Source organism: Streptomyces sp. NPDC002088 (genome assembly GCF_040296605.1).
GTDB lineage: Bacteria > Actinomycetota > Actinomycetes > Streptomycetales > Streptomycetaceae > Streptomyces.
In genome coordinates, this window is record NZ_JBEOXO010000022.1 from 125398 (window position 1) to 148453 (window position 23056).

General features: G+C 69.8%; 21 protein-coding genes. 8 read left to right on the forward strand and 13 right to left on the reverse strand.

The features are described from left to right. The 3 genes from ABT114_RS36260 to ABT114_RS36270 form a co-directional block, all read right to left on the reverse strand. The gene (locus tag ABT114_RS36260; RefSeq protein ID WP_351147364.1) at window positions 1-819 is read right to left on the reverse strand and encodes an HAD family hydrolase; all 819 of its coding nucleotides are present in this window, start codon (window positions 817-819) and stop codon (window positions 1-3) included. Then, window positions 819-3278 carry a phosphoribosyltransferase gene (locus ABT114_RS36265; RefSeq protein ID WP_351147366.1) on the reverse strand — a complete coding sequence of 820 codons (2460 nt, stop codon included), beginning with the start codon at window positions 3276-3278 and terminating at the stop codon, window positions 819-821. The genes ABT114_RS36260 and ABT114_RS36265 overlap by 1 nt, the downstream gene beginning before the upstream one ends. A gap of 89 nt (window positions 3279-3367) precedes the next feature. Next, window positions 3368-4534, reverse strand: a complete 1167-nt coding sequence (locus ABT114_RS36270) for an HpcH/HpaI aldolase/citrate lyase family protein (protein WP_351147367.1) — start codon at window positions 4532-4534, stop codon at window positions 3368-3370. Window positions 4535-4760: 226 nt separating this feature from the next. On the opposite strand from ABT114_RS36270, the gene ABT114_RS36275 reads away from it, so the two are divergent. After that, window positions 4761-5591, forward strand: a complete 831-nt coding sequence (locus ABT114_RS36275; protein ID WP_351147369.1) for a TerD family protein — start codon at window positions 4761-4763, stop codon at window positions 5589-5591. A 66-nt stretch (window positions 5592-5657) separates the two neighbouring features. Here the strand turns inward: ABT114_RS36275 and ABT114_RS36280 are convergent, their stop codons facing one another. From ABT114_RS36280 to ABT114_RS36305, 6 genes are all read right to left on the reverse strand, one after another. Continuing rightward, complete coding sequence (locus ABT114_RS36280; protein ID WP_351147370.1) at window positions 5658-6395, reverse strand: TerD family protein; 738 nt, start codon at window positions 6393-6395, stop codon at window positions 5658-5660. Window positions 6396-6508: 113 nt separating this feature from the next. Then, on the reverse strand, window positions 6509-7654 hold the full coding sequence (locus ABT114_RS36285) for a DUF475 domain-containing protein (RefSeq protein WP_351147372.1): 1146 nt from the start codon (window positions 7652-7654) through the stop codon (window positions 6509-6511). A 160-nt stretch (window positions 7655-7814) separates the two neighbouring features. Beyond that, window positions 7815-8390 (reverse strand): TerD family protein, encoded by a 576-nt coding sequence (locus ABT114_RS36290; protein ID WP_351147374.1) that lies wholly within the window; start codon window positions 8388-8390, stop codon window positions 7815-7817. Between the two features lie 184 nt (window positions 8391-8574). Next, window positions 8575-9150: a TerD family protein gene (locus ABT114_RS36295; protein ID WP_351147376.1), complete on the reverse strand. Its 576-nt coding sequence runs from the start codon at window positions 9148-9150 to the stop codon at window positions 8575-8577. Window positions 9151-9262: 112 nt separating this feature from the next. Continuing rightward, window positions 9263-9721, reverse strand: a complete 459-nt coding sequence (locus ABT114_RS36300) for a peroxiredoxin (RefSeq protein WP_351147377.1) — start codon at window positions 9719-9721, stop codon at window positions 9263-9265. 171 nt (window positions 9722-9892) lie between these two features. Continuing rightward, on the reverse strand, window positions 9893-10330 hold the full coding sequence (locus ABT114_RS36305) for a DUF3052 domain-containing protein (protein ID WP_351147379.1): 438 nt from the start codon (window positions 10328-10330) through the stop codon (window positions 9893-9895). A 363-nt stretch (window positions 10331-10693) separates the two neighbouring features. Here ABT114_RS36305 and aceE point away from each other — a divergent pair, with 363 nt between their 5' ends. Both aceE and ABT114_RS36315 read left to right on the forward strand, forming a co-directional pair. Then, a complete protein-coding gene (gene aceE, locus ABT114_RS36310; RefSeq protein ID WP_351147381.1) occupies window positions 10694-13426 on the forward strand; it encodes a pyruvate dehydrogenase (acetyl-transferring), homodimeric type in 2733 nt (910 codons plus the stop codon). 83 nt (window positions 13427-13509) lie between these two features. Next, a complete protein-coding gene (locus tag ABT114_RS36315) occupies window positions 13510-14271 on the forward strand; it encodes a potassium channel family protein (RefSeq protein WP_351147383.1) in 762 nt (253 codons plus the stop codon). A gap of 317 nt (window positions 14272-14588) precedes the next feature. Here the strand turns inward: ABT114_RS36315 and ABT114_RS36320 are convergent, their stop codons facing one another. Continuing rightward, complete coding sequence (locus ABT114_RS36320; RefSeq protein ID WP_351147384.1) at window positions 14589-16208, reverse strand: MFS transporter; 1620 nt, start codon at window positions 16206-16208, stop codon at window positions 14589-14591. Between the two features lie 93 nt (window positions 16209-16301). On the opposite strand from ABT114_RS36320, the gene ABT114_RS36325 reads away from it, so the two are divergent. The 3 genes from ABT114_RS36325 (at window position 16302) to ABT114_RS36335 (ending at window position 19183) form a co-directional block, all read left to right on the forward strand. Next, a complete protein-coding gene (locus tag ABT114_RS36325) occupies window positions 16302-16943 on the forward strand; it encodes a TetR family transcriptional regulator (protein ID WP_351147385.1) in 642 nt (213 codons plus the stop codon). A 95-nt stretch (window positions 16944-17038) separates the two neighbouring features. After that, window positions 17039-18256, forward strand: coding sequence for an alpha/beta hydrolase (locus ABT114_RS36330; protein WP_351147386.1), 1218 nt, complete (start codon window positions 17039-17041; stop codon window positions 18254-18256). Between the two features lie 66 nt (window positions 18257-18322). Further along, window positions 18323-19183 (forward strand): DUF4429 domain-containing protein, encoded by an 861-nt coding sequence (locus ABT114_RS36335; RefSeq protein WP_351147387.1) that lies wholly within the window; start codon window positions 18323-18325, stop codon window positions 19181-19183. Here ABT114_RS36335 and ABT114_RS36340 read toward each other — a convergent pair whose 3' ends face one another. After that, complete coding sequence (locus ABT114_RS36340; protein WP_351147388.1) at window positions 19184-20200, reverse strand: aldo/keto reductase; 1017 nt, start codon at window positions 20198-20200, stop codon at window positions 19184-19186. Continuing rightward, window positions 20197-20682, reverse strand: a complete 486-nt coding sequence (locus tag ABT114_RS36345) for a MerR family transcriptional regulator (RefSeq protein ID WP_351147389.1) — start codon at window positions 20680-20682, stop codon at window positions 20197-20199. Before ABT114_RS36345 ends, ABT114_RS36340 begins: the two co-directional genes overlap by 4 nt. A gap of 96 nt (window positions 20683-20778) precedes the next feature. On the opposite strand from ABT114_RS36345, the gene ABT114_RS36350 reads away from it, so the two are divergent. Then, a complete protein-coding gene (locus ABT114_RS36350; RefSeq protein ID WP_351147391.1) occupies window positions 20779-21285 on the forward strand; it encodes a GNAT family N-acetyltransferase in 507 nt (168 codons plus the stop codon). Between the two features lie 19 nt (window positions 21286-21304). Beyond that, the gene (locus ABT114_RS36355; RefSeq protein ID WP_351147392.1) at window positions 21305-22126 is read left to right on the forward strand and encodes a serine hydrolase domain-containing protein; all 822 of its coding nucleotides are present in this window, start codon (window positions 21305-21307) and stop codon (window positions 22124-22126) included. Window positions 22127-22169: 43 nt separating this feature from the next. Here the strand turns inward: ABT114_RS36355 and ABT114_RS36360 are convergent, their stop codons facing one another. After that, entirely contained in the window at window positions 22170-22991 is an 822-nt protein-coding gene (locus ABT114_RS36360) for an SDR family oxidoreductase (RefSeq protein WP_351147393.1), read from the reverse strand. Between the last annotated feature and the right edge of the window lie 65 nt (window positions 22992-23056).

Here is a 23056-nt window from a genome sequence, read left to right on the forward strand (position 1 = left end):
CTAGGGCCGGTGCGAGGGCCGCGCCACCCGCAGGAACTCCCGCAGGATGCGCTCGCCCGCCAGCACGCCCCGCTCGGGCAGCGCGGTGATCTCGGGGGCCGTCCAGTTCGCCTCGGCGAGCTCGCCGTGCCCCGGGCGCCAGCCCTGGTCCGCGACGAGCAGCAGGTCCGCGTCCAGCAGGGAGTCGCCGGCGGTGAGGGTGAGGTCGGCGCCGGTGCGGCGGGCGACCTCGCGCACGGCCGCGCTCTTGGTGAGCGGCTTCGGCACCGCGTAGATCTTGCGGCCCTGGAGCGACACCGTCCAGCCGAGGTTCTCCGCCCAGGCCGCGAGCTCCTTCACCCACTCCTCGGGCAGTAGCTCGCGCTCCACGACCAGGTAGGCGAACAGGTCCTCGGCGACCCGCTGCTTGCGCAGCCAGAGCGGGTCCGCCGTGCGCGCCAGGTACTCCTGCACCTCGGCCAGCGGCGCGCACTCGTCGGCCAGCCGCGCGGTGACCTGCGCGTGCCAGTCCGGGTCGGACACGCCGTCCACCAGCAGATGCCCGCCGTTGGCACAGATCGCGTACGTCGGCGCCGGACCCGGCAGGTTGATCCGCTGGTACTGCTTGCGCGTCCGGGTCGTGGTCGGCACGAACACCGCCGCGTCGCCCAGGTCCGTCAGCAGTCCGGCCGCCGTCTCCGTCATGAACGACAGCGGCCTGCTCTCGTGCACCTCCACGCACAGCAGCCGCGGTGCCCGCGCGTCGGGCATGGTCAGCGCCAGAGCCGCCGCGGAGTAGATGAGCGTACGGTCGAGGTCACTCGCCACCAGTACCGGCATCACAGGGCCACCGCCTTGCCGTCGGCACCCGTCGCACCGCGCGTGTACCTGGGGTGGATCAACCCCACGCAGGTGTACGGAAGTTCGCCGACCTCCTCGACGGGCACCCCTCGCTGCTCCGCCAGCAGGCGTACGTGGTCGAGGTCGGCGCCCGCCCCGGCCCGGGCCAGGATCTTCCACGGCACCCGGCGCAGCAGCACCCGCGTGGTCTCGCCGACGCCGGGCTTGACGAGGTTCACGTCGTGGATGCCGTACTCCTCGCTGATCCGCTCGACGGCCGCCCAGCCCTCCCAGGTCGGGGTGCGGTCGGTGGACAGCAGCTCCTTGGCCGCCGCGTCCACCGCGTCCACCACCTCGCCGAAGCGTGCGGCGATCGCGTCGAGGAAGTCCACCGAGACGTCCGTGCCGGCGAGTTCGCGGTAGAACTTGGCGCCGTGGAAGTCGTGCGGGCCCACCAGGTCCGCGCGCAGCACCGTCCGCGAGATCAGGCCCGACACGGTGGAGTTGAGGCACGCGGACGGGATGAGGAAGTCCTCCCGGGTGCCGTACGTCCGCACGCACGAGCCCGGGTCGGCCAGGACCGCGATCTCCGGGTCGAAGCCGGTGATGCCGTCGAACTCCTCGAACTCCTTGATGGCGTCGGCGAGTTCACGGGTGATGGCGCCCTTGCCGGTCCAGCCGTCGACGAAGACCACGTCGGACGGGTCGTGGTGGGCGGCCAGCCAGCGCAGCGCGTTGGCGTCGATGCCCCGGCCGCGCACGATCGACACCGCGTAGTGCGGCAGGTCGAGGCCGTGCCGGTACTGGGCCCAGCGGCGCATCAGGACACCGACCGGCGTGCCCGCACGGGCCAGCGAGACCAGCACCGGGCGCGGCGAGCGCTCGGCGATCACCGTCTCCGTGACCACGCCGACGGCCTGGGCGATGCGGGCCGCCGAGGTCTCCAGGGCCGCGTGGAACAGCTCCTGGTACTGCTCGCTCGGCTGGTACTCCACCGGCAGCGACTCGGCGTAGTGCGCGCCGCCGCTCTGGATGGCCTCCTCGCGCTCCTCGGTCGGCGCCTCCAGCGTCACGTCCGAGAGGTCCTGGAGCAGCCAGCCGACCTCCTCGGGCGGGTACGAGGAGAAGGCGGGGCCGCGGAGAGGCTCGGGCAGCATGGCGGGCCTTTCGGGTACGTACAGCGGTTCGGGGACGTACGAGGGCACGACCGCGAGCAGGACGTGCGGGGCGTGCGCGGCGAGCTGGGCGAGGAGGCCGCCCGGCGCGTGCAGCTCCGCCGTGTCGGCGGCCGAGTCCACGACCGCCACGACGGCGTCGAAGCCGGCGCCGGCGACGTTGTAGGCGTAGCGCTCGCCAAGGCCGTCGGCCGGGTCGTCGTGGGCGGGGAAGACCAGGCGGCTGCGTATCGCGTAGCCGGGATCGTCGACGGCCAGGACGGGCGAGCGGGTGGTGGTGGAGTAGCGCACCTCGGCGGCCATGTCGGCGGCGACGACCTGTTCGAGTTCGCGGGCCAGCCGCAGCGGTGCGTACATCAGCTCCTCGAAGCCGAGGACGAGGACGCGCCGGGCGTCGCCGGGTATCGCCTCGGCGAGCCGGGCCGCCATCGTGGGCAGGGCGGCCTCCAGGCGCATACGGTGCCGGGGCGTGAAGCCGTGCCGGCCGCCGTCCGGCAGACCCCGGGGCCAGACCAGGTCGACACGCTGGATCCGGCCGTACGAGCGTTGTGCGGGCACCGCGACCGACTCGTGCCGGGCGACCAGTTCCTGCCCCTTCTCCAGCACCCCCTCCGGCAGCCGCACGGTCCCGGAGGCGGCCGCCACCAGGTCCACCCGGGCGCCGATCTCCCGCGCGAAGTCGGCCAGACGGCCCGCGTCGGCCGCCGAGCGCATGTCGACGAGCGCGACGACCACGTACCGTCCGCGCGGATACCGCTCGTGCAGGTCCCGGATGGTGTTGAGGACCGTGTTGCCGGTGGAGAACTCGTCGTCGACCAGGACCAGCGGGCCGTCGCCGACGAGCAGCGCCGGGTCCTCGGGGAGCAGCAGGTGGGAGGTGGCGTGCGAGTGGGACTCCTCGAAGCCGCCCGCCCGGGCCACGCCGGGGACCGGGCGTCGGGTGGAGTGCAGGTAGGGGGCGAGGCCCAGGCCGTCGGCGACGCAGTGGCCGAGGCCGGTGGCGGTCTCCGCGTAGCCGAGGACGACCGCCTTGCCCGCCTCCTCGTCGCCGAGCAGGTCGCGCACCCGTCGGCCGAGGGCGAAGCCGTAGCCGTAGACCACGGACGGCGACTGCGGTACGTGCTTGCCGAGGACGTTCGACACCAGCAGGTGGGCCCGCTTGGGGTTGCGGCGCAGTGCCAGCCCCAGCAGGTCGCTCAGGTTGTCGTCGCCCTCGAGTTCGAGCCCGAGCCGCTGGGCGACCCAGGTCCCGGACCAGACCCCGTTGTTCACTGCGTTGTTCATACGTCCCTTGTGTGTAGCCGGTTCTTCGGCGGGTTTCTTCACCCCGTGTCCCGGTTTGTTCACCCGGTGTCCCGGTTTCTTCGGCCGGTTCAGCCGGGGATGCCGGCGGCGAGCAGGTCCACGAAGCTGACGTCCTCGTTCGCGACACCGAAGACCTGCGCGCGCAGCACGGTCCGCTCGGCCCAGGCGCGGTGCGGCTTCACCTCGTTCATCTTGTTCGTGTACGCCGACCTCAGTACGCCCCCGCCGCCGCGCTCGGGCCGCAGGATGTCGGCCGCGTCGCTGAACTCCTCGTGGCTGACGACGGACAGCGCGTGCACGGCAGGCACGTGGGAGGGGTGGATGCAGGTCTTGCCGAGCAGACCGTTGGCGTGGTCCAGGGAGATCTCCCGCAGCAGCCCGTCCATGGCGTGCTCTATCAGTATCTCGCGCAGCTCGGCGGCCTGTCCCTCCAGGAAGGGGCTGCGCCGCAGCATCGGCTTGAACATGCGCTCCGGGACGCGGAAGTACTCCCAGACCGGCCCGGTGACCGTGAAGCCGGTGCCGTCGGCGCGGCCCAGCATGTTCACCACGTCGGCGATCACGGAGGCGACGATCTGGACGTCGTACGCCGTCATGTCGGGGGCCCGGCGCAGGCCGTAGGAGGAGCAGAAGTCCGTCACGCCCAGGCGCAGCGCGAGCACCCGGTCGCGGTACTTGTCCACGGCGCGGGCGATGCCCTCCAGGGTCTCGACGCGCGACTCGCGGTACAGCAGCTCGGGCGACTCCAGGACCGGCATCGCGAACAGGCGCCGGCCGCTCGCCGTCTCCGCCGTGGAGAGCGCCTCCAGGAAGGGGATGCCACGCTCCTCGGTGAACTTCGGCATGACGAACCCGGACAGCCGCCGGGCGGCGGGGCCGAGGCGGCGGACCAGGTCGGGGATCTGCTCGGGGGTGCGGACCCGGATGAACAGCAGCGGGAGGTCGGTGCCGGTGCGGGCGTCCAGGTCCGCGAACTGGCGGACGAGGTTCTCCTCGCCGTGCTCGACGTCCGCGTCGTCGATCGAGTCCTCCAGGCACAGCACCATCGAGACCACACCGCGCCCGGCCTGCTTGACGATGTCGTCGGCGAGCTGCGGCCGGGTGGCCGGGCAGTAGAGCGTGGCGCCCAGGGCCGCGGAGAGCAGCCGGGCCGGGGAGTCCATGGTGAACTCGCACGGCTCCTGGTGGAAGAGGTGCTGCCGCACCTCAGGGGCGATGTGCCCGAAATGACGCATTGAACTCCCCCGTGGTGACGGAACGTCGTGTGAATGTGACGGTGAATCTGCCGGTGAATGTGCTGGTGAAGTGTCTACAGGTGGCCGGTAATAGTACGTAGGGATCCATGTCAGAGGTTCCCGCCGGGCGTGAAGTTCAGGTAACGCTGACAAACACACTCGGTCACCGTGCCGGGGGTCCACCCCCGCATTGTCGTGGTCAGGACCGAGAGGGCAGGATGACCGCATGACGCACGCGATGCTGAAGGGGTCGAACGTCCCGCTCGAGGTCACGACGGTGCGCGCCGTGCTGCGCTGGACGCCCGGGCAGGGGGTCCCGGATGTCGACGCCTCCGCGCTGCTCCTCGGCCCCGACGGTCGTGTGCGCTCCGACGAGGACTTCGTCTTCTACAACCAGCCCCGGCACCCCTCCGGGAAGGTCTGGCGACTCGGCAAGAAGCGGGTCGCCGAGGGCCTCACGGATACGATCCAGACAGATCTCGCCGGTGTCGAGCCCGGCGTCGGCCAGATTCTGCTGGTCGCTTCGGCGGACGGCGTCACCTTCGACCGCGTACGGTCGCTGCGCATCCTGCTGTACGACGCCTCGGTCGCCGACGGGGAGCCGCTGGCGTACTTCGACATCAAGCCGGAGACGGGCGAGGAGACCGCGCTGATCTGCGGTGAGCTCTACCGGCGCGGGGAGGGCTGGAAGTTCCGGGCGCTGGGCGAGGGCTACTCGAACGGGCTGAAGGGCCTCGCGACCGACTTCGGCATCTCGGTGGACGAGGCGGAGGCGGTGCAGGAGTCGCAGGCGGTCCAGCCGACGCCGCCCACCACGTCCCAGCCGCTGCCCCCGGAGCAGCCGACGGGCGTCCCCGCCCAGCCGGCGTACGGCTACCCACAGCCACCCGCGGCGACCCAGCCGGCCTACGGCTACCCGCAGCCGACCAGCCAGCCCGCATACGGCTATCCACAGCCGACCAGCCAGCCCGCGTACGGCTACCCGCAGCCGGTGGCCGCGGCCCCGGCCACGGAGTTCCGGCTGCCGCCGCAGGGGCCGCAGTTCATCGGGCGCTGAGCGCTCCGCTGGAAGCACGATGACGAGCCCGCGGGCCGGTGGGGGCGGCCTGGTCGGGCTCGCCGGTCAGCGCTCGGCCTTCGTCTTGTAGCCCCGCCCCCATTGCAACCCCCACCCGTACAACCGGTCGAGCTCCGCCTGGAAGCCGTACACGAACTTCACCTCGCGGCGGACGATGAGCTCGTCCTTGACGTTCTCGATCATCACGACCGCGCAGGAGCGGGCCTGGGGGTGACGTTCGTCGAGGCCTATCTCGATGCGCGGGCCGTTGCTCGGGTACAGGGTGACGATGGCGTGGGTGCGGTCGAAGGCGGGGGTCTGGTCGTAGATGTACACGAACACCAGGAGGCGTTTGATGTCGTCCCGGTGGTCGAGGTTGACGTAGACCGTCTCGCCGGACGCCGAGCCGAAGCGGTCGTCGCCGCTGAGTTTCACGTACGGCGGCGCGTTGACGTCACCGAGGTAGCCGCCGAGGGGCTGGACCACGCCCTTGGTGCCGTCCTTGAGCTCGTAGAGGCAGCCGAGGTCGAGGTCGACGTTGACCATGCTCTGGCTGTGACCGATGACCTCGGGGGGCCTGAGGGCCTTGAAGGGGTGGCGCAGCAGGCTCCCCCGCTGGGAGCCGCCGATGTCGGAGGTCCGCATCCGCCAGGTCAGGTTGATGCGCAGGTTGCCGGTGGCCGCGCCCTGCTTGGTGAGGGAGACCTGGTGGTGCCGTTTGGTCAGTTCGATCGCGTTGCTGGCCGCGCTGCCCGAGTCGAAGTCGACCGCACGCCCGCTCCACAGGCCGTCGAAGAAGCCCATGCCCGCCCCCACCCCACCTTCACGTTCACGTTCACTCGAAAAGCCGACGGGGCGGCCGGAGGACACGTCCTCGCCGGCCGCCCCGCACAGAGCGTTCCTCGCTCAGCCGGTGATCACACCCCGGACGAGACTTCAGCCTTCTCGTCCGAGCTCGCTTTTCCCTCGGCCGCTGCCAGTGCCCGGTTGCGGCGTACGGAGGACCAGAAGGACCAGGCGATCAGGACGACGCCGACGAGGCCGGTGATGACCTCGTTGATCTCGTGCTGAATGGTGATCATGAGGATCACGGCGAGCGCGCCGATCGCGTAGTGGGCGCCGTGCTCCAGGTAGACGTAGTCGTCGAGGGTGCCCTGGCGGACCAGGTAGACCGTGAGCGACCGGACGTACATCGCGCCGATGCCGAGGCCGAGGGCCATCAGGACGATGTCGTTGGTGATGGCGAAGGCGCCGATCACACCGTCGAAGGAGAAGGACGCGTCCAGGACCTCGAGGTAGAGGAACATGAAGAACGCGGCCTGGCCGGCGAGGACGATGGCCGGCTTCTTCTTGCCGCTCCGCTCGGCCTCCTCCTCTTCCTCGTGCTCGCGCTCCTCCTCCTCTTCGAGCTTGTCCTCGAAGTAGCCGGAGAGGCCGCCGACCACCATGTACGTGATCAGGCCCGCGACACCGGCGATCAGCACCGTCTGCGCCTTGTCGACGTGCGCGCCACCGTGCTGGTGGGCGTGGGTCGCGAAGGTGAAGGAGGTGATCAGCAGGACGATGAGGGCGATGCAGACCGACAGCATGTCGACCTTGCCGAGCTTGGCCAGCGGCCGCTCGATCCAGCGCAGCCACTGGACGTCACGGTCCTCGAAGATGAAGTCGAGGAAGATCATGAGCAGGAACATGCCACCGAAGGCGGCGATCGCCGGGTGTGCGTCGGTGACCAGCTCCTGGTAGTGGTCCTTGTTGTTGAGCGCGAGGTCGACCGCGTCGATCGGACCGATCTTGGCACTGATGGCGACGATGACGACAGGAAAGACCAGCCGCATGCCGAAGACGGCGATCAGCACACCGACCGTGAGGAAGATCTTCTGCCAGAAGGCATTCATCTTCTTCAGGATTCCGGCGTTGACCACCGCGTTGTCGAACGACAACGAGATCTCGAGGATGGAAAGGATCGCCACGATGCCGAAGGCCTTCCACCCCCCGTAGAAGACCGCTGCGACCAAGCCGAGCGCGGTGATCGCGAACGACCAGCCGAAGGTTTTCAGAAGCACTGGCTACCCAATCCTGTGTGTACGGGTCTCCCCCGCGCCGTACTCGGCTTTACGAAGTGTTGACCCCAGAGTCTAGATGCAGGGCACTCCGGATGGCACGGGCGGGCCCACACGCCCGGAGAATCGCAGGTCCAAGGGTCCAGCAGCTAGCCACGTGCTTTCATGAAACGTTGACCCCGAAGTCCAGAGCGATGCCTCGCAGACCCGACGCATACCCCTGTCCCACGGCTCGGAACTTCCACTCACCCTGGTACCGGTACACCTCGCCGAAGATCATCGCCGTTTCCGTGGAGGCGTCCTCGCTGAGGTCGTAGCGGGCGAGTTCCTGGCCGTCGGCCTGATTGACGACGCGAATGAAGGCGTTGCTGACCTGGCCGAAGGTCTGGCCGCGCTCGTCGGCCAGGTGAATGGAGACGGGGAAGGTGATCTTGTCGCACTGGGTGGGCACCTTGGAGAGGTCCACGAGGATCGACTCGTCGTCGCCGTCGCCCTCACCGGTGAGGTTGTCGCCGGTGTGCTCCACGGAGCCGTCCGGGCTCTTGAGCTGGTTGTAGAAGACGAACCACTCGTCGCCCAGCACCCGTCCGTCCTTGCACAGCAGCGCGCTGGCATCCAGGTCGAAGGGGGCTCCGGTGGTGGAGCGCGCGTCCCAACCGAGTCCGATCATCACCTGCGTGAGGTTCGGCGCGGCCTTGGACAGGGAGACGTTGCCTCCCTTGGCGAGCGTGACGCCCATGATGCTGGTCCTCCCCTAGGTCGTGCTTCTTCGGTTGTCCTGCACGTCCGGCGCCACCCGTAAACGGGGCGGCGCCGGACGGGTCTCACGCCTCCGACGTCGGTCGGTGCCTCAGACGTCGGTCACGCCTCTGAGGCCGGTCGGCGTCTCGGACGTCGGTCACGTCCGAGACTCCGGTCGTGTCTCAGACGTTGACGCCGAAGTCCTGCGCGATGCCGCGCAGGCCCGAGGCGTAGCCCTGGCCGATGGCACGGAACTTCCATTCCGGGCCGTTGCGGTACAGCTCGCCGAAGACCATGGCGGTCTCCGTCGAGGCGTCCTCGGAGAGGTCGTACCGCGCGATCTCGGCACCGCCGGCCTGGTTCACCACGCGGATGAACGCGTTGCGCACCTGGCCGAAGGACTGCTGGCGGTTCTCGGCGTCGTAGATCGAGACCGGGAAGACGATCTTGTCGACGTCGGTCGGGACGCCGGCGAGGTTGACCTTGATCTGCTCGTCGTCGCCCTCGCCCTCACCGGTGATGTTGTCGCCGGTGTGCTCGACCGAGCCGTCCGGGCTCTTGAGGTTGTTGAAGAAAACGAAGTTCGAGTCATTGCCGACCTTGCCCGACGTGTCCAGCAGCAGTGCGCTGGCGTCCAGGTCGAAGTCGGTACCGGTGGTGGTGCGTACGTCCCACCCCAGACCCACGATGACCGCGGTCAGGCCCGGGGCCTCCTTGGTCAGGGAAACGTTGCCGCCCTTGCTGAGGCTGACTCCCACGAGTCCTCCATTGGTGTCCAGGGGCGGGATGCCCCGTCGTGCTGTGACATCGGATCAACGACTCGATCCTAGTAACGGGTTCCCGCCCCCCGCAGGCCCTGGAGCCGAAGAATCACAGGGTGTCGAGCGCCTTGACGTACTCGTTCAGGTCACGCGCGTCCGGCAGGCCGTTGAGGACGGTCCAGCGCACGACGCCCTCCTTGTCGATGACGAAGGTGCCGCGCACCGCGCAGCCCTTGTCCTCGGCGAAGACGCCGTAGGCGCGCGAGACCTCGCCGTGCGGCCAGAAGTCGGAGAGCAGCGGGTACTCCAGACCCTCCTGCTCGGCGAAGACGCGCAGGGTGTGGATGGAGTCGTTGGAGACGGCGAGGAGCTGGGTGTCGCGCTCGGAGAACTGCGGCAGGTTGTCGCGCAGCTCGCACAGCTCGCCGGTGCAGACGCCGGTGAAGGCGAAGGGGTAGAAGAGCAGGACCACATTCTTGCTGCCGCGGAAGTCGGAGAGCTTCACGGTCGCGCCGTGGTTGTCCTTGAGCTCGAAGTCGGGGGCCTTGTCGCCAACCTGGATCGCCATCGTCGTGCTTCCCTTTCGGTGGGCTGCTCGGGTGAGAACGCCGAGAGCAACGCTGAGAGATCTGCGAACGCTGAGAACACCGAACGCTGAGCACACCCTACGCAGCACGCACGACAGGCCTGCGGACGGGCTGACCTTGACCGTCAGCCCGTCCGGGGGTGGGAGCGGGACTTACTTCTTGGTCTTGGCCGCCTTCGGGGTCAGCAGCCGGCTGCCGATCCAGTCCTTGCCCACGCTGACGCTCTTGGAGGCCGACAGCCCCGCCGTCGTCGCGGCTTCCGAGATGTCGCTCGGCTCCACGTAGCCATCACGTCCGGTCTTCGGCGTGAGAAGCAGGATCGCGCCACCCTCTTCGATGTACGTGGTGGCGTCCACCAGCACATCGGTCAGGTCGCCGTCCTCGTCGCGGAACCACAGCACCACGGCATCGGCTACGTCGTCGTAGTCCTCGTCCACCAGGTCGCTGCCGACTACTTCTTCAATGGCCTCGCGGAGTTCCTGGTCTACGTCGTCGTCGTAGCCGATCTCCTGGACCACCTGCTCGGGCTGGAACCCCAGCCTGACGGCAGGGTTCGTCCGCTCCTCCGCGTGGTCCGCGGTCGCGCTCACGGGTTGCCTCCTGATCATGTCTTGGTGAATATCTCAGCCACGCGCGTGCGCGAAGCATTGGCCGTAGTCCACACGGGCGGGGCGAATCGCGCAAGTACCCGGCGGTTCAGACCGCCGAAACGGTGACGATCCGGGCCGTGTCGCCCCAACTCCAGGCACGCTGTCACGGCCGAGAGTGGCCCACACCACACCCTTGTGCCCCCTTTGTCCGTTTGGGAATCCGAGGGAGCCACCAAAGATCCGGGTTACCTCTGAGTAGAGATGACGTTTCTCTCCCCGAGGTACACGATGGGGAACGGTGCAGACATATCGAGAACCCGGGAAAGAACAGCAAAAACAGCCCTCTGACAGGTAAGGACCAGCGTGGCTTCCGGATCCGATCGAAACCCGATCATCATTGGCGGCCTTCCGAGTCAGGTTCCTGACTTCGATCCCGAGGAAACCCAGGAGTGGCTCGACTCCCTGGACGCGGCCATCGACGAGCGCGGCCGGGAGCGTGCCCGGTACCTCATGCTCCGGCTGATCGAGCGGGCCCGCGAGAAGCGCGTGGCCGTGCCGGAGATGCGCAGCACGGACTACGTCAACACCATCCCCACCAGGGCCGAGCCCTTCTTCCCGGGCAACGAGGAGATCGAGCGCAGGATCCTCAACGCGACCCGCTGGAACGCGGCCGTGATGGTCTCGCGCGCCCAGCGGCCGGGCATCGGCGTCGGCGGCCACATCGCCACCTTCGCCTCCTCCGCCTCGCTCTACGACGTCGGCTTCAACCATTTCTTCCGCGGCAAGGACGAGGGCGACGGTGGTGACCAGGTCTTCTTCCAGGGCCACGCCTCCCCTGGCATCTACGCGCGCGCGTACCTCCTGGACCGCCTGAGCGACCAGAACCTGGACGCGTTCCGCCAGGAGAAGTCGAAGGCGCCGTACGGGCTGTCCTCGTACCCGCACCCGCGGCTGATGCCGGACTTCTGGGAGTTCCCGACCGTGTCGATGGGCCTGGGCCCGATCGGCGCGATCTACCAGGCCCGCATGAACCGCTACATGCACGCGCGCGGGATCGCCGACACCTCCAGGTCGCACGTGTGGGCGTTCCTCGGCGACGGCGAGATGGACGAGCCGGAGTCGCTGGGCCAGCTGACCATCGCCGCGCGCGAGAGCCTGGACAACCTGACCTTCGTCGTCAACTGCAACCTCCAGCGGCTCGACGGCCCGGTGCGCGGCAACGGCAAGGTCATCCAGGAGCTGGAGTCGGTCTTCCGCGGCGCCGGCTGGAACGTGATCAAGCTGATCTGGGACCGGACGTGGGACCCGCTGCTCGCCCAGGACCGCGACGGCATCCTCGTCAACAAGATGAACAGGACCCCGGACGGCCAGTTCCAGACGTACGCCACCGAGTCCGGCGCGTACATCCGCGAGCACTTCTTCGGCGACGACCAGCGGCTGCGCGCGATGGTCGAGCACATGACCGACGACCAGATCCTGCACCTGGGCCGCGGCGGTCACGACCACCGGAAGATCTACGCCGCTTTCAAGACCGCCGTCGAGCACGAGGGCCAGCCCACGGTCATCCTCGCGAAGACCATCAAGGGCTGGACGCTGGGCCCGAACTTCGAGGGCCGCAACGCCACGCACCAGATGAAGAAGCTGACGGTCGCCGACCTCAAGGGCTTCCGGGACCGCCTGCACCTGCCGATCTCCGACAAGGAGCTGGAGTCCGGCCTGCCGCCGTACTACCACCCGGGCCGTGACTCGGAGGAGATCCAGTACATGCACGACCGGCGCAAGGGGCTCGGCGGGTACGTCCCGACGCGCGTCGTGCGCGCGAAGCCGCTGGCCCTGCCGGACGACAAGACGTACGCGACCGTGAAGAAGGGCTCCGGTCAGCAGTCGATCGCCACGACCATGGCGTTCGTGCGTCTGCTGAAGGACCTCATGCGGGACAAGGAGCTCGGCAGGCGGTTCGTGCTGATCGCGCCGGACGAGTACCGCACGTTCGGCATGGACTCGTTCTTCCCGAGCGCGAAGATCTACAACCCGCTGGGGCAGCAGTACGAGTCGGTGGACCGCGACCTGCTGCTGGCCTACAAGGAGTCGCCCACCGGGCAGATGCTGCACGACGGCATCTCCGAGGCGGGCTGCACGGCGTCACTGATCGCCGCCGGCTCGGCCTACGCCACGCACGGCGAGCCACTCATCCCGGTCTACGTCTTCTACTCGATGTTCGGTTTCCAGCGCACCGGCGACCAGTTCTGGCAGATGGCCGACCAGATGGCGCGCGGTTTCGTCCTGGGTGCGACCGCCGGACGGACGACTCTGACCGGTGAAGGTCTCCAGCACGCGGACGGCCACTCGCAGCTGCTCGCTTCGACGAACCCCGGCTGTGTCGCCTACGACCCTGCGTACGGGTACGAGATCGCGTACATCGTGCAGGACGGTCTGCGCCGGATGTACGGCCCGGACAGTGAGGACGTCTTCTACTACCTCACCGTCTACAACGAGCCGATCCAGCACCCGGCCGAGCCTTCGGACGTCGACGTGGACGGCATCCTCAAGGGCATCCACCGCATCGCCGCCGGCCCGGCGGGCTCGGTTCCGGCGCAGATCATCGCGTCGGGCGTGGCCGTTCCGTGGGCGCTCGAGGCGCAGCGGATCCTGGCCGAGGAGTGGAACGTACGCGCCGACGTCTGGTCGGCGACCTCCTGGAACGAGCTGCGGCGCGAGGCCGTGGAGGTCGAGCGGCACAACCTGCTGCACCCGGAGGAGGAGCAGCGGGTGCCGTATGTGACGCAGAAGCTGAGCGCGGCCGAGGGACCGTTCGTGGCGGTTTCCGACTGGATGCGCTCGGTTCCGGACCAGATTGCCCGGTGGGTGCCGGGGACGTACCAGTCGCTGGGCGCCGACGGGTTCGGCTTCGCGGACACCCGTGGTGCGGCGCGGCGGTTCTTCCACATCGACGCGCAGTCGATCGTGGTGGGGGTGCTGACCGAGCTGGCGCGCGAGGGCAAGGTCGACCGGTCGGTCCTGAAGCAGGCCATCGACCGGTACCAGCTGCTCGATGTCGCGGCGGCGGATCCGGGGGCGGCCGGGGGCGACGCGTAGCACTGCGCGGCGCGACCTGAACAGGTGAAGGGCGGCGGGGCTCGTGGTCCCGCCGCCCTTTGCGCGTTCCTTACGATGCGGTCATGCAGGAACAATCGGCGCAAGCCCGTTGGGAGCAGCGCACCCAACGGCCGCTGCTGGCCCTCGCCGTGCTGTTCGCCGTCGCCTACGCCGTGCCGATCGTGGACAGTTCGGCCGGGCATTCACTGACGGCCGCGTGCACGGTGACCGAATGGGTGGTGTGGGGGGCGTTCGCCGCCGACTATCTGATGCGGCTCGCGATAGCGCCGCGCCGCCGGGAGTTCGTCCGTACGCACTGGCTGGACCTGTGCGCGGTGGTGCTGCCGATCCTCCAGCCGCTACGGCTGCTGCGGCTGGTGGCGACGCTGACGCTGGTGGGGCGGCGGGCGCGGATGGCCTCGCAGATCCGGCTGACGACGTACGTCGGCGGGGCGGTCGTCGGGCTGCTGATGTTCGGGTCGCTGGCCGTGCTCTCGGTGGAGCGGGAGTCGCCGAACGGGAACATCCGGACGCTGGGTGACGCGGTGTGGTGGTCCTTCACGACGATGACGACCGTCGGCTACGGGGACCATGCGCCGACCACGGGACTGGGGCGGATGCTCGCCGTGGGGCTGATGCTGTCCGGGATCGCCCTGCTGGGTGTGGTGACCGCGAACATCGCCGCGTGGTTCATCGCGCGGTTCGAGAAGGACGATGTGGAGGAGCGGCGGCAGACGGAGGCGATCGAGAAGCTGGTGGAGGAGGTTCGGGCGCTTCGGGAGGAGGTCGCGGAGTTGTCCCGTGCGGGGGCTGTGCGGGAGCCGGTCGAGGAGCGGCCTCGTTGACCTGTTGACCGGCGTTGCGTCTGTCGCTCCCGGTACGAAGGCGATCAGGGCCGGGATCGGGCGGGTGCCCGACACCTGCGCGTTCCGTGTCCGAAGCCCGCCATCATCAACTCCCGGCCCACGGGCCTCGGCGCGCTGTCCCCCTCCGGCAGCGCGCCGCAGCCCGGGCCGCCCTCCTTGGCGTACGAACTTGCCTGTGGAACATGCCGTACCGGAGGGCTTGACCCACTGTGACGTGCGGCGCGTACCGGCGGACAGGGATCTTTAGCGTTGTCACCCTGATAGGGGAACCTCGTTGAAATCCCGTCAGAATTCCGCTAGATGTGGGCCGCTCCCGCGCCCGCTTCCGCGTTCTCGCCGCGCTTGGTGAGCAGGGCGACGAAGACCGCTACCACCGCCACGCCGGCGGCGACGAGGGACGCCAGGCTCATGCCGGAGATGAAGGTGTCGTGCGCGACGTCCACGATCTTCGCGGCGATCGCCTCGGGGGTGCCCTTGGCCACCGGCGCCACACCGACCTGGACCGCCTCGGAGGCCTGGTCCAGTTGGGTCGGGGTGAGCTGCGGAAGCCCGGCGTCCGTCCAGTTGGCCGGCAGGTCGCTGTCCACCTTGGATGCCATCACGGCGCCGAGGACGGCCGTGCCGAGGCTGCCGCCGATCTGCATCGCCGCCTGCTGGAGACCGCCGGCGACACCCGAGAGCTCCATCGGGGCGTTGCCGACGATGACCTCCGTGGCGCCGACCATGACCGGCGCGAGGCCGAGGCCCAGCAGGGCGAACCAGAGGGACATCGCGGCGCTGCCGGTGTCCGTCTCCAGCGTGGACATGCCGTACATGGCGATCGCGACGGACGCCATGCCGCCGGCCAGCGGGATGCGCGGGCCGAGCTTGGTGATCATCGCGCCGGCCAGCGGCGAGCCGACGATCATCATGCCGGTGAGCGGCAGCAGGTGCAGGCCGGCGTCGATCGGGCTCATGCCGTGGACGTTCTGGAGGTAGAACGTCACGAAGAACAGGCCGCCCATGAAGGCGATGGCCATCAGCACCATCAGCACCACGCCCGCCGACAGCGGGACCGAGCGGAACAGCGCCAGCGGGATGAGGGGTTCCTTGACCTTCGTCTCCCAGAAGGAGAACGCCGCGAAGAGGACGACGGAGCCGAGGATGAAGGCCCAGGTCATTCCGTCGCCCCAGCCCCACGTCGGGGCCTTGATCAGGGCCCAGACCAGGCAGAACATCGCGCCGGAGAGCAGCGCGATGCCCAGGATGTCGAAGGAGCGCGGGGCGTTCTCGGCGCGGTGGTCGAGCAGGATCAGGACGCCCAGGACGAGGGCGACGATGCCGACCGGCACGTTGATGAAGAACACCGACTGCCAGTTGACGTGCTCGACGAGCACACCGCCGAGGATCGGGCCGCCCGCGGTGGAGGCACCGATGACCATGCCCCAGATGCCGATGGCCATGTTGAGCTTCTCGGCCGGGAAGGTGGCCCGCAGCAGGCCGAGCGCGGCCGGCATCAGCAGCGCGCCGAACAGGCCCTGGAAGACGCGGAAGGTGACGACGAGCGCGATGCTGTCGGACAGGCCGATGGCGCCCGAGGCGGCGGCGAAGCCGACCACGCCGATGAGGAAGGTCTGCCGGTGGCCGAAGCGGTCACCGAGCTTGCCCGCGGTGATCAGAGAGACCGCGAGGGCGAGGAAGTAGCCGTTGGTGATCCACTGGACCTGGGCGAAGGTGGCGCCGAGGTCCTTCTGGATCGCCGGGTTGGCGATGGCCACGATGGTGCCGTCGAGGGCCACCATCATGACGCCCACAGCGACGGTTATGAGGGTGAACCACGGGTGGCCGCGCAGCCCCTTGGCCGGCGGCGCGTCCGACGGGGCTGCCGGTGCCTTGTCCCCCGGCCCCGTCGTGTCGATGGTGGTCTGACTAGTCATGCGCCCCACGCTAGTGACAGCCGCTGACAATTGACAATCGAGTTCACAAGTTGGTAACTGTCACGCCCTGTACCGAACAGGCAGGAGTCACCCATGGACGCGGCGACCCGGCCGGGACTGCGCGAGCGCAAGAAGCGGCGCACCCGGGACGCACTGCTGCGGGCCGCCCTGGAACTGTTCACCACGCGTGGGTACGAGCAGACGACCGTCGACGAGATCGCCGCCGCCGTCGACGTCTCGCAGCGCACCTTCTTCCGCTACTTCGCCGGCAAGGAGGAGGCCGCGTTCGCCGTCCAGGAGATGGCGGAGGCGCACTTCGTCGCGCTGGTGGGCGCGCGGCCGCCGCACGAGGCCCCGATGGAGGCCATGCGCAAGGCCGTCCTCGACGGCTGGGACACCCTCAGCGAGGCCATCGCGGCCGTCGTCCCGGTCGAGCTGTACGTGCGCATGTACCGGACGATCGAGTCGACGCCCGCCCTGCTCGCCGCCCATCTGCGCCGCTCCGCGGAGACGGAGGAGAAGATCGCGCGCGTGCTCGCCGAGCGCGAGGGCCTCGACGTGGACGCCGATCCTCGGCCGCGCCTCGCGGTGGCCGTCTTCGGCGGGGTGATCCGGGTGACGGAACGTCAGTGGAGCACGGGCGAGGACTTCAGCCCGGAGGCGATCCGGGAGTTGACCGCCACATACCTCGATCAGGTGGGACCGGCACTCACGGGGCACTGGCGCGCACCCTGATGTCATCGCCTGAGGCCATCGTCACGTTCATCGAAACGTGATCCCTGCCACTCGGTTAACGCGAGACACTCTCGTTCTCCTAGTGTGTCCTCCCAGTGACTTCCTTCGACACGCCTCCGCAGCTCAACGTCTGGCGCGCACTGCTCGCTCTGGCCGTGGTGTTCGTGATGCTGGCGACCACCGGCTGGACCGCACTGCGCCAGCACCGGGAGACGTCCGCCCTGCAGATCTCGCTGACGGCGTGGGAGCAGGGCCGCGTCGACGGGCACCGGCTGCCGGACCCGCACGCGGCTCCCGACCGCCTCTCCCGGTTCTTCGCCTCGCTGACCGCACAGCAGCGCAACCGGCTCGCGCAGCGCTACCCGCTCGCGGTGGGCAACATGAACGGCGCCCCCGTCAAGCTCCGCTACCGCGCCAACCGCGTCGCGCTCGGGCAGGCCCGCGAGGTCGAGAGCCAGCGCATGCACGACAACCGGCTCACTCCGGCCGGGCAGCAGGAGGCGGGGCGCCGTATGCACCGCTTCGAGTCGATGATGAGCGGCGGCCGTCAGATCCTCGCCTTCGACCCGGAGGGCTCCGGCCGCGCCGCCGAGGTGTTCGGGGACCTCACCGAGGCCGAGCGGATCTCGGTCGTCGTCCCCGGCGTCGACACCGACCTGCTCACCTTCCAGCGGACGAACCGCAAGTACTCGGCGCCCGTCGGCATGGCCCAGTCCCTCTACGCCGCCGAGCACGCGGCCAGCCCCACGACCCGTACGGCCGTGATCGCCTGGGCCGACTACACGGCACCCGCCGGACTCGGCATCGACTCGGCCACCGCGATGCGCGCCGAGGACGGCGCCGTCCGGCTGAACGCGCTGCTGCGCGCGCTGCCCGGCGGCTCGCCGGTCTCCATGTTCTGCCACAGCTACGGCTCCGTGGTCTGCGGGGTCGCCGCACACGACATGCCGCGCCGGGTGGCCGACGTAGCGGTGGCCGCCAGCCCGGGCATGCGGGTGGCCAGTGCCTCGCATCTGGGCACCTCCGCCCAGGTGTGGGCGATGCGGGACGCCGACGACTGGGTACAGGACGTGCCGTACCTGGAGGTCGGGGGCCTCGGTCACGGCGCCGACCCGGTGTCCACCGCGTTCGGCGCACGGGTGCTGTCGGCACGGGACGCGAAGGGCCACAGCGGCTATTTCGAGCCCGGTACGGACAGCCTGCGCAACCTCGCCGACATCGGCGCCGGCGTGTACCAGGCGGTCGAGTGCGCACACGACGATGACGTGTGCGCGGCGGGTCTGCCCGGCAAGGCGACGGCAGGACGCGCGTAGAGGCGCAGAAACTGCGGTATGCCCGGGGAGGCGACGGAGGAGCGCGTGCCGCATACGATGAGCCGCATGGGTGACGTACTGGCCGGATTTCATGCCGCCTGGGAGTTCGAGTCCGACTCCGTGCTCATCCGCTACGAACGGGGGATTCGAACACCCAAGCTCTTCCAGGCGCTGGGCGAACGGCGCATCCCTCTCGCCGCGATCGAGGGGGTGACTCTCACCCCCGGCAAGCGCGGCGCCGTGGTCCTGCGCGCCGAGCCCCGGCCGGGTGCCGACCCGCTGATGGAGGCGGCCGCCGGGCAGCTCAAGGAGGGCTCCGACCCCTACCGGCTCGTACTGCCGGCCGAGCGCGAGACGCTCGCCGAGTACTACGCCGACGAACTGCGCGCCCGACTGACCGAGTCCGGACCGGCCGAGCGCCATCTGGTGCCCGCGCCCGAAGCGCCCCGGCAGTTCAAGGCGTACGACGCGAAGGTGTCCTTCGACGGCCGGACGGTTTCCTTCCGCTGGTTCTGGACGGGCGCGTCGTCGGCGAAGTGGAAGGCCGGCGACCAGAGCTTCCCGGTCACCGGCCTCGCCGGCGTCGAGTGGCGCTCCCCCGAGATCTTCGAGGGACATCTACGACTGCTGCGGCGGGACGCGACGGAACAGCAGCCCTCGCAGGCCGATCAGGATCCGGCGGCGGTGGTGTTCGGGCTGGGGTACGGGCCCGTGCACGAATCGCTGCCGTTCGCTGCCGCCGTGCTGGCGGCCGTGCGGTCCGGCGCACCGGTGCCCGCGGTGTCCGCGGTGTCCGCGGCTGCCCCGCGCCGTGATCCCGCGGATATCGCCGAGCGGATTCGGCATCTTGGGGAGCTGCATCAGGCGGGGCTGGTGACGGACGAGGAGTTCTCGGCGAAGAAGGCGGAATTGCTGGCAGAGCTGTAGTTACTCCCGGCCCGCCGACGCGAACGACATGTCCGGGTACCTCGTGCCCGCCACCTTGTCCGCGATCGGCTCCAGCAGGGCCAGTTCGTCGTCCGTCAGGACGATTCGCGTCGCCGCCACGTTCTCCTCCACCCGGCTGCGCCGCGTCGTGCCCGGGATCTGTACCACTGGCAGGCCGTGCACCGTCGAGCGCTGCTGGACCCAGGCCAGCGCGATCTGGGCAAGGGATGCGCCGTGAGCCTCCGCGACCGTGCGGATCGGTTCCAGGAGGGCCGCGTTCGCAGCCGCGTTGTCGCCCTGGAAGCGGGGCATCGTACGGCGGACGTCGTCGTCCGACAGATCCTTGGCGGCGTCGGAGAAGCTGCCCGTGAGGAAACCGCGGCCGAGCGGCGAGTACGGCACGAGGGCCACGCCCAGCTCCGCGGCGGTCGGCACCACCCGGGCCTCGATGTCCCGGCTGAACAGCGACCACTCGGACTGCACGGCGGCGATGGGGTGCACGGCGTGCGCCGCGCGGAGCTCGTCGGCCGTGACCTCGCTCAGGCCGAGATGCCTGACCTTCCCCGCGCGCACCAGCTCGGCCATCGCGCCGACGGTCTCCTCGATCGGCACGTTCACGTCGCGCCGGTGCATGTAGTAGAGGTCGATGACGTCGACGTCGAGGCGTTCGAGGCTGCCCTCGACGGCCTGGCGGACGTACGGCGGGTCGTTGCGGATGATCCGCTTGCTGCGGTCCCCCGCCGGCACCCGGACACCGAACTTGGTCGCGATCACGACCTCGTCCCGGTGCGCCTTGAAGAACGGCGAGAGGAAGCGTTCGTTGGCGCCGTCGCCGTATCCCTCCGCGGTGTCGTAGAGCGTGACGCCCAGCTCCAGCGCCCGTTCCAGGGCGGCACGCGACTCCTGCGCGTCGGGCGTGCCGTACGCCCAGCTCATGCCCATGCAGCCGAGTCCCTGGACGCCGACCTCGGGGCCGCCGTCACCGAGCCGTGCCGTGGGAATCCTGTCGGCGGTCATCCTGCGCGCTCCGTTTCGTAGACGCGCCCGGCGTCCGAGTAGAAAGTGATCTTCCGGTCGAGCACGGCGAGCGTGTCCCGGAGTTCGGCGATCCGCGCCTGGACGTCCCGCCGGGTCGCCTCCAGGAGGTCGCGCCGCTCGCCGTAGGTGCTCTCGCCCTCGCGCACCAGTTCCGCGTACCGGACCATGTCGGCGACCGGCATACCGGTCAGCCGCAGCTTTCCGACGAGGTCGAGCCAGTCCAGGTCGCGGTTGCTGTAGCGGCGCTGGCCGGTGTGCGAACGGTCGATGTGGGACATCAGGCCGATCCGCTCGTACCAGCGCAGGGTGTGCGCGGTCAGACCGGTGAACGCGACGACCTCGCTGATCGTGTAGGTGTCCTGGCCGTCGGGGCGCGGATGCCGGGGGGGCGGGCCGGAGCAGATGTCTGCGGGTGTCGGGGCTAGCTCGGTGGCCGCGGGCGTGGTCTGCATCACCGTCATGACCTCCACGCTATGACCTTCGAGTGCACTCCAAGCAAGCGGAAAAGGTGAGAAATCCACGGGACGTGGCGTGATCACGATGGCTAGCGTGCGGGCATGAGTCTCGTGCGCCGTGCCGTACCCGAGGACGCGCAGGAAGTGCTGCGCCTCCGCCAAGTGATGATCGATTCGCTGTTTGTCGCAGATCCGTCCACCGACTGGCACGCGGAGTCCCTGCCGACGCTGCGGGCGAAGCTGTCCGAGCCCGGCGGGGACTTCGCCGCGTTCGTCGTGGACCATCCGGAGCGGCCGGGGGCGCTGGCGGCGCTGGTGGCCGGGACGATCGAGTACCGGATCGGCCGGCTGGGCAACCCGGAGGGGATCGTCGGCTTCGTCTTCAGCGTCGCCACCGACCCGGACGCACGCCGATGGGGGTCCCCCCGCTCGAGCGAAGTCGAGAGTGGGGGAGGGTACGCGCGCGCGTGCATGGGCGAACTGCTGGCGTGGTTCCGCGCGCGCGGTGCCGCCCAGGTCCGGCTCACCGCGTCGGCGGAGGCCGAGCCGCTGTACGCCTCCCTCGGCTTCAAGCCCAAGCCCGACCCCTTGATGGAGCTGAAACTCTGAGCCGCTTAGGCTCGACATCATGTCCTTGAAGAGCTTGGCGTTGATCGAGAACTGGCCCGTTCCCACCGCTGCGGCGGGTGTCGTACGGGCCGACGGCACGGTCCTGGGGACCCATGGGCCGGTCGGGCAGCGCTTCCCGCTGGCCTCGGTCACCAAGCCGCTCGCCGCGTACGCCGCCCTCGTCGCGTACGAGGAGGGGGCGATCGAGTTCGACGAGCCGGCGGGTCCGCCCGGTTCGACGGTCCGTCATCTCCTCGCCCACGCCTCGGGGCTGGCCTTCGACGAGCACCGGGTGACGGCGGCGCCCGGGGAGCGGCGGCTGTACTCCAACGCGGGCTTCGAGCAGCTCGGGGACCACATCGCCAAGGCGACGGACATCCCCTTCGCCGAGTACCTGCGGCAGGCGGTGCTGGAGCCGCTCGGCATGACCGCGACGACCCTCGACGGCTCGCCCGCGAAGGACGGGGTGTCGACGGTGGCGGACCTGCTGCGGTTCGCCGCCGAGGTGCAGGCGCCGCGGCTGCTCGATCCGCGCACGGTCGCCGACGCGATGACCGTGCAGTACCCGGGGACGAAGGGTGTCCTGCCGGGCTACGGGCACCAGAACCCCAACGACTGGGGCCTCGGCTTCGAGATCCGGGACTCCAAGTCGCCGCACTGGACGGGTGCTTCGTCCTCGCCGCGGACGTTCGGGCACTTCGGGCAGTCGGGTACGTTCCTGTGGATCGACCCGGACGCGGGGGCCGCGTGCGTCGCCCTGGCCGACCGCCCCTTCGGCCCGTGGGCCGTCGAGGCCTGGCCGCCCCTCACCGACGCGGTACTCGCCGAGCTCGCTCACTGACGCAACGGCTCTCGGTCACGGGTCGCGGTCGTGGTCGGCACCGTCACCGGAAGGCCGCGGCGTTGCGTTCGGCCCAGGCGGCGAAGGTGCCCGGCGCACGGCCCAGGACGTGTGCGATGTCGGGGCTCGCCTGCCGCTCGTCCTCGGTCGGTTCGCCCAGGATGGCCAGGGTGCCCTCGACCACGGGCAGTGGCATGAACCGCGCCATCAGCTCGTGGGCCTCCTCGCGGGTCTGTTCGGTGAAGCGCACCGGTTCGCCCAGCGCGGTCGCGATCGCGGCCGCGCGCTCGCGCGGGGTGGTCGGCGCGGGACCGGTCAGGGTGTAGGTGGCCCCGAGGTGCGTGCCCTGCCGCAGCGCGGCGGCGGCGACCGCGGCCACGTCGTCGGGGTCGACGAAGGGCAGGCCGATGTCACCGAACGGCGCCGCGGCCTCCCGCCGGGTGCGGATCGACTCGGCCCACGCGAAGGCGTTGGTCGCCATCCCGCCCGACCTCAGGACCGTCCAGTCGAGCCCGGACTCCCGTACGGCCGCCTCGAACCGGCCCGGGTGCCGGTACACCTCCGGGCGGGTCCCCGCGCCCTGGGAGGACAGCAGCACCACCTTGCGGATCCCGGCGGTCTTCGCCGCGTCCAGGATGCCGTGCGGGTCCTCGCCCGCCACGAGCAGGAACAGCGCCTCGGCGCCGTCGAACGCGGCCCCGAGGCCGGCCGGCTCGGCCAGATCGGCCGCCACCGCCCGCACCCCCGGCGGCACATCGGCCGGGGTGATGTGCCGGGCCACCGCCGTCACCGGCAGCCGGGCCTCGGTGAGCATCCGTACGAGCGCCCGCCCGACGTTCCCGGTCGCGCCTGTCACCACGAACATGTCGATCTCCCACCCCAGAAGTAAGTTAGTCAGCTGACTAACTCGGTCGATCGAGACGCTAGCAA

Bases quoted from the DNA above. Each gene is read 5' to 3' on its own strand.
- ABT114_RS36260 (WP_351147364.1), bottom strand. From the start codon at position 819: ATGCCGGTACTGGTGGCGAGTGACCTCGACCGTACGCTCATCTACTCC.
- ABT114_RS36265 (WP_351147366.1), bottom strand. From the start codon at position 3,278: ATGAACAACGCAGTGAACAACGGGGTCTGGTCCGGGACCTGGGTCGCC.
- ABT114_RS36270 (WP_351147367.1), bottom strand. From the start codon at position 4,534: ATGCGTCATTTCGGGCACATCGCCCCTGAGGTGCGGCAGCACCTCTTC.
- ABT114_RS36275 (WP_351147369.1), top strand. From the start codon at position 4,761: ATGACGCACGCGATGCTGAAGGGGTCGAACGTCCCGCTCGAGGTCACG.
- ABT114_RS36280 (WP_351147370.1), bottom strand. From the start codon at position 6,395: ATGGGCTTCTTCGACGGCCTGTGGAGCGGGCGTGCGGTCGACTTCGAC.
- ABT114_RS36290 (WP_351147374.1), bottom strand. From the start codon at position 8,390: ATGGGCGTCACGCTCGCCAAGGGAGGCAACGTCTCCCTGTCCAAGGCC.
- ABT114_RS36300 (WP_351147377.1), bottom strand. From the start codon at position 9,721: ATGGCGATCCAGGTTGGCGACAAGGCCCCCGACTTCGAGCTCAAGGAC.
- ABT114_RS36315 (WP_351147383.1), top strand. From the start codon at position 13,510: ATGCAGGAACAATCGGCGCAAGCCCGTTGGGAGCAGCGCACCCAACGG.
- ABT114_RS36320 (WP_351147384.1), bottom strand. From the start codon at position 16,208: ATGACTAGTCAGACCACCATCGACACGACGGGGCCGGGGGACAAGGCA.
- ABT114_RS36325 (WP_351147385.1), top strand. From the start codon at position 16,302: ATGGACGCGGCGACCCGGCCGGGACTGCGCGAGCGCAAGAAGCGGCGC.
- ABT114_RS36335 (WP_351147387.1), top strand. From the start codon at position 18,323: ATGGGTGACGTACTGGCCGGATTTCATGCCGCCTGGGAGTTCGAGTCC.
- ABT114_RS36340 (WP_351147388.1), bottom strand. From the start codon at position 20,200: ATGACCGCCGACAGGATTCCCACGGCACGGCTCGGTGACGGCGGCCCC.
- ABT114_RS36345 (WP_351147389.1), bottom strand. From the start codon at position 20,682: ATGACGGTGATGCAGACCACGCCCGCGGCCACCGAGCTAGCCCCGACA.
- ABT114_RS36350 (WP_351147391.1), top strand. From the start codon at position 20,779: ATGAGTCTCGTGCGCCGTGCCGTACCCGAGGACGCGCAGGAAGTGCTG.
- ABT114_RS36355 (WP_351147392.1), top strand. From the start codon at position 21,305: ATGTCCTTGAAGAGCTTGGCGTTGATCGAGAACTGGCCCGTTCCCACC.
- ABT114_RS36360 (WP_351147393.1), bottom strand. From the start codon at position 22,991: ATGTTCGTGGTGACAGGCGCGACCGGGAACGTCGGGCGGGCGCTCGTA.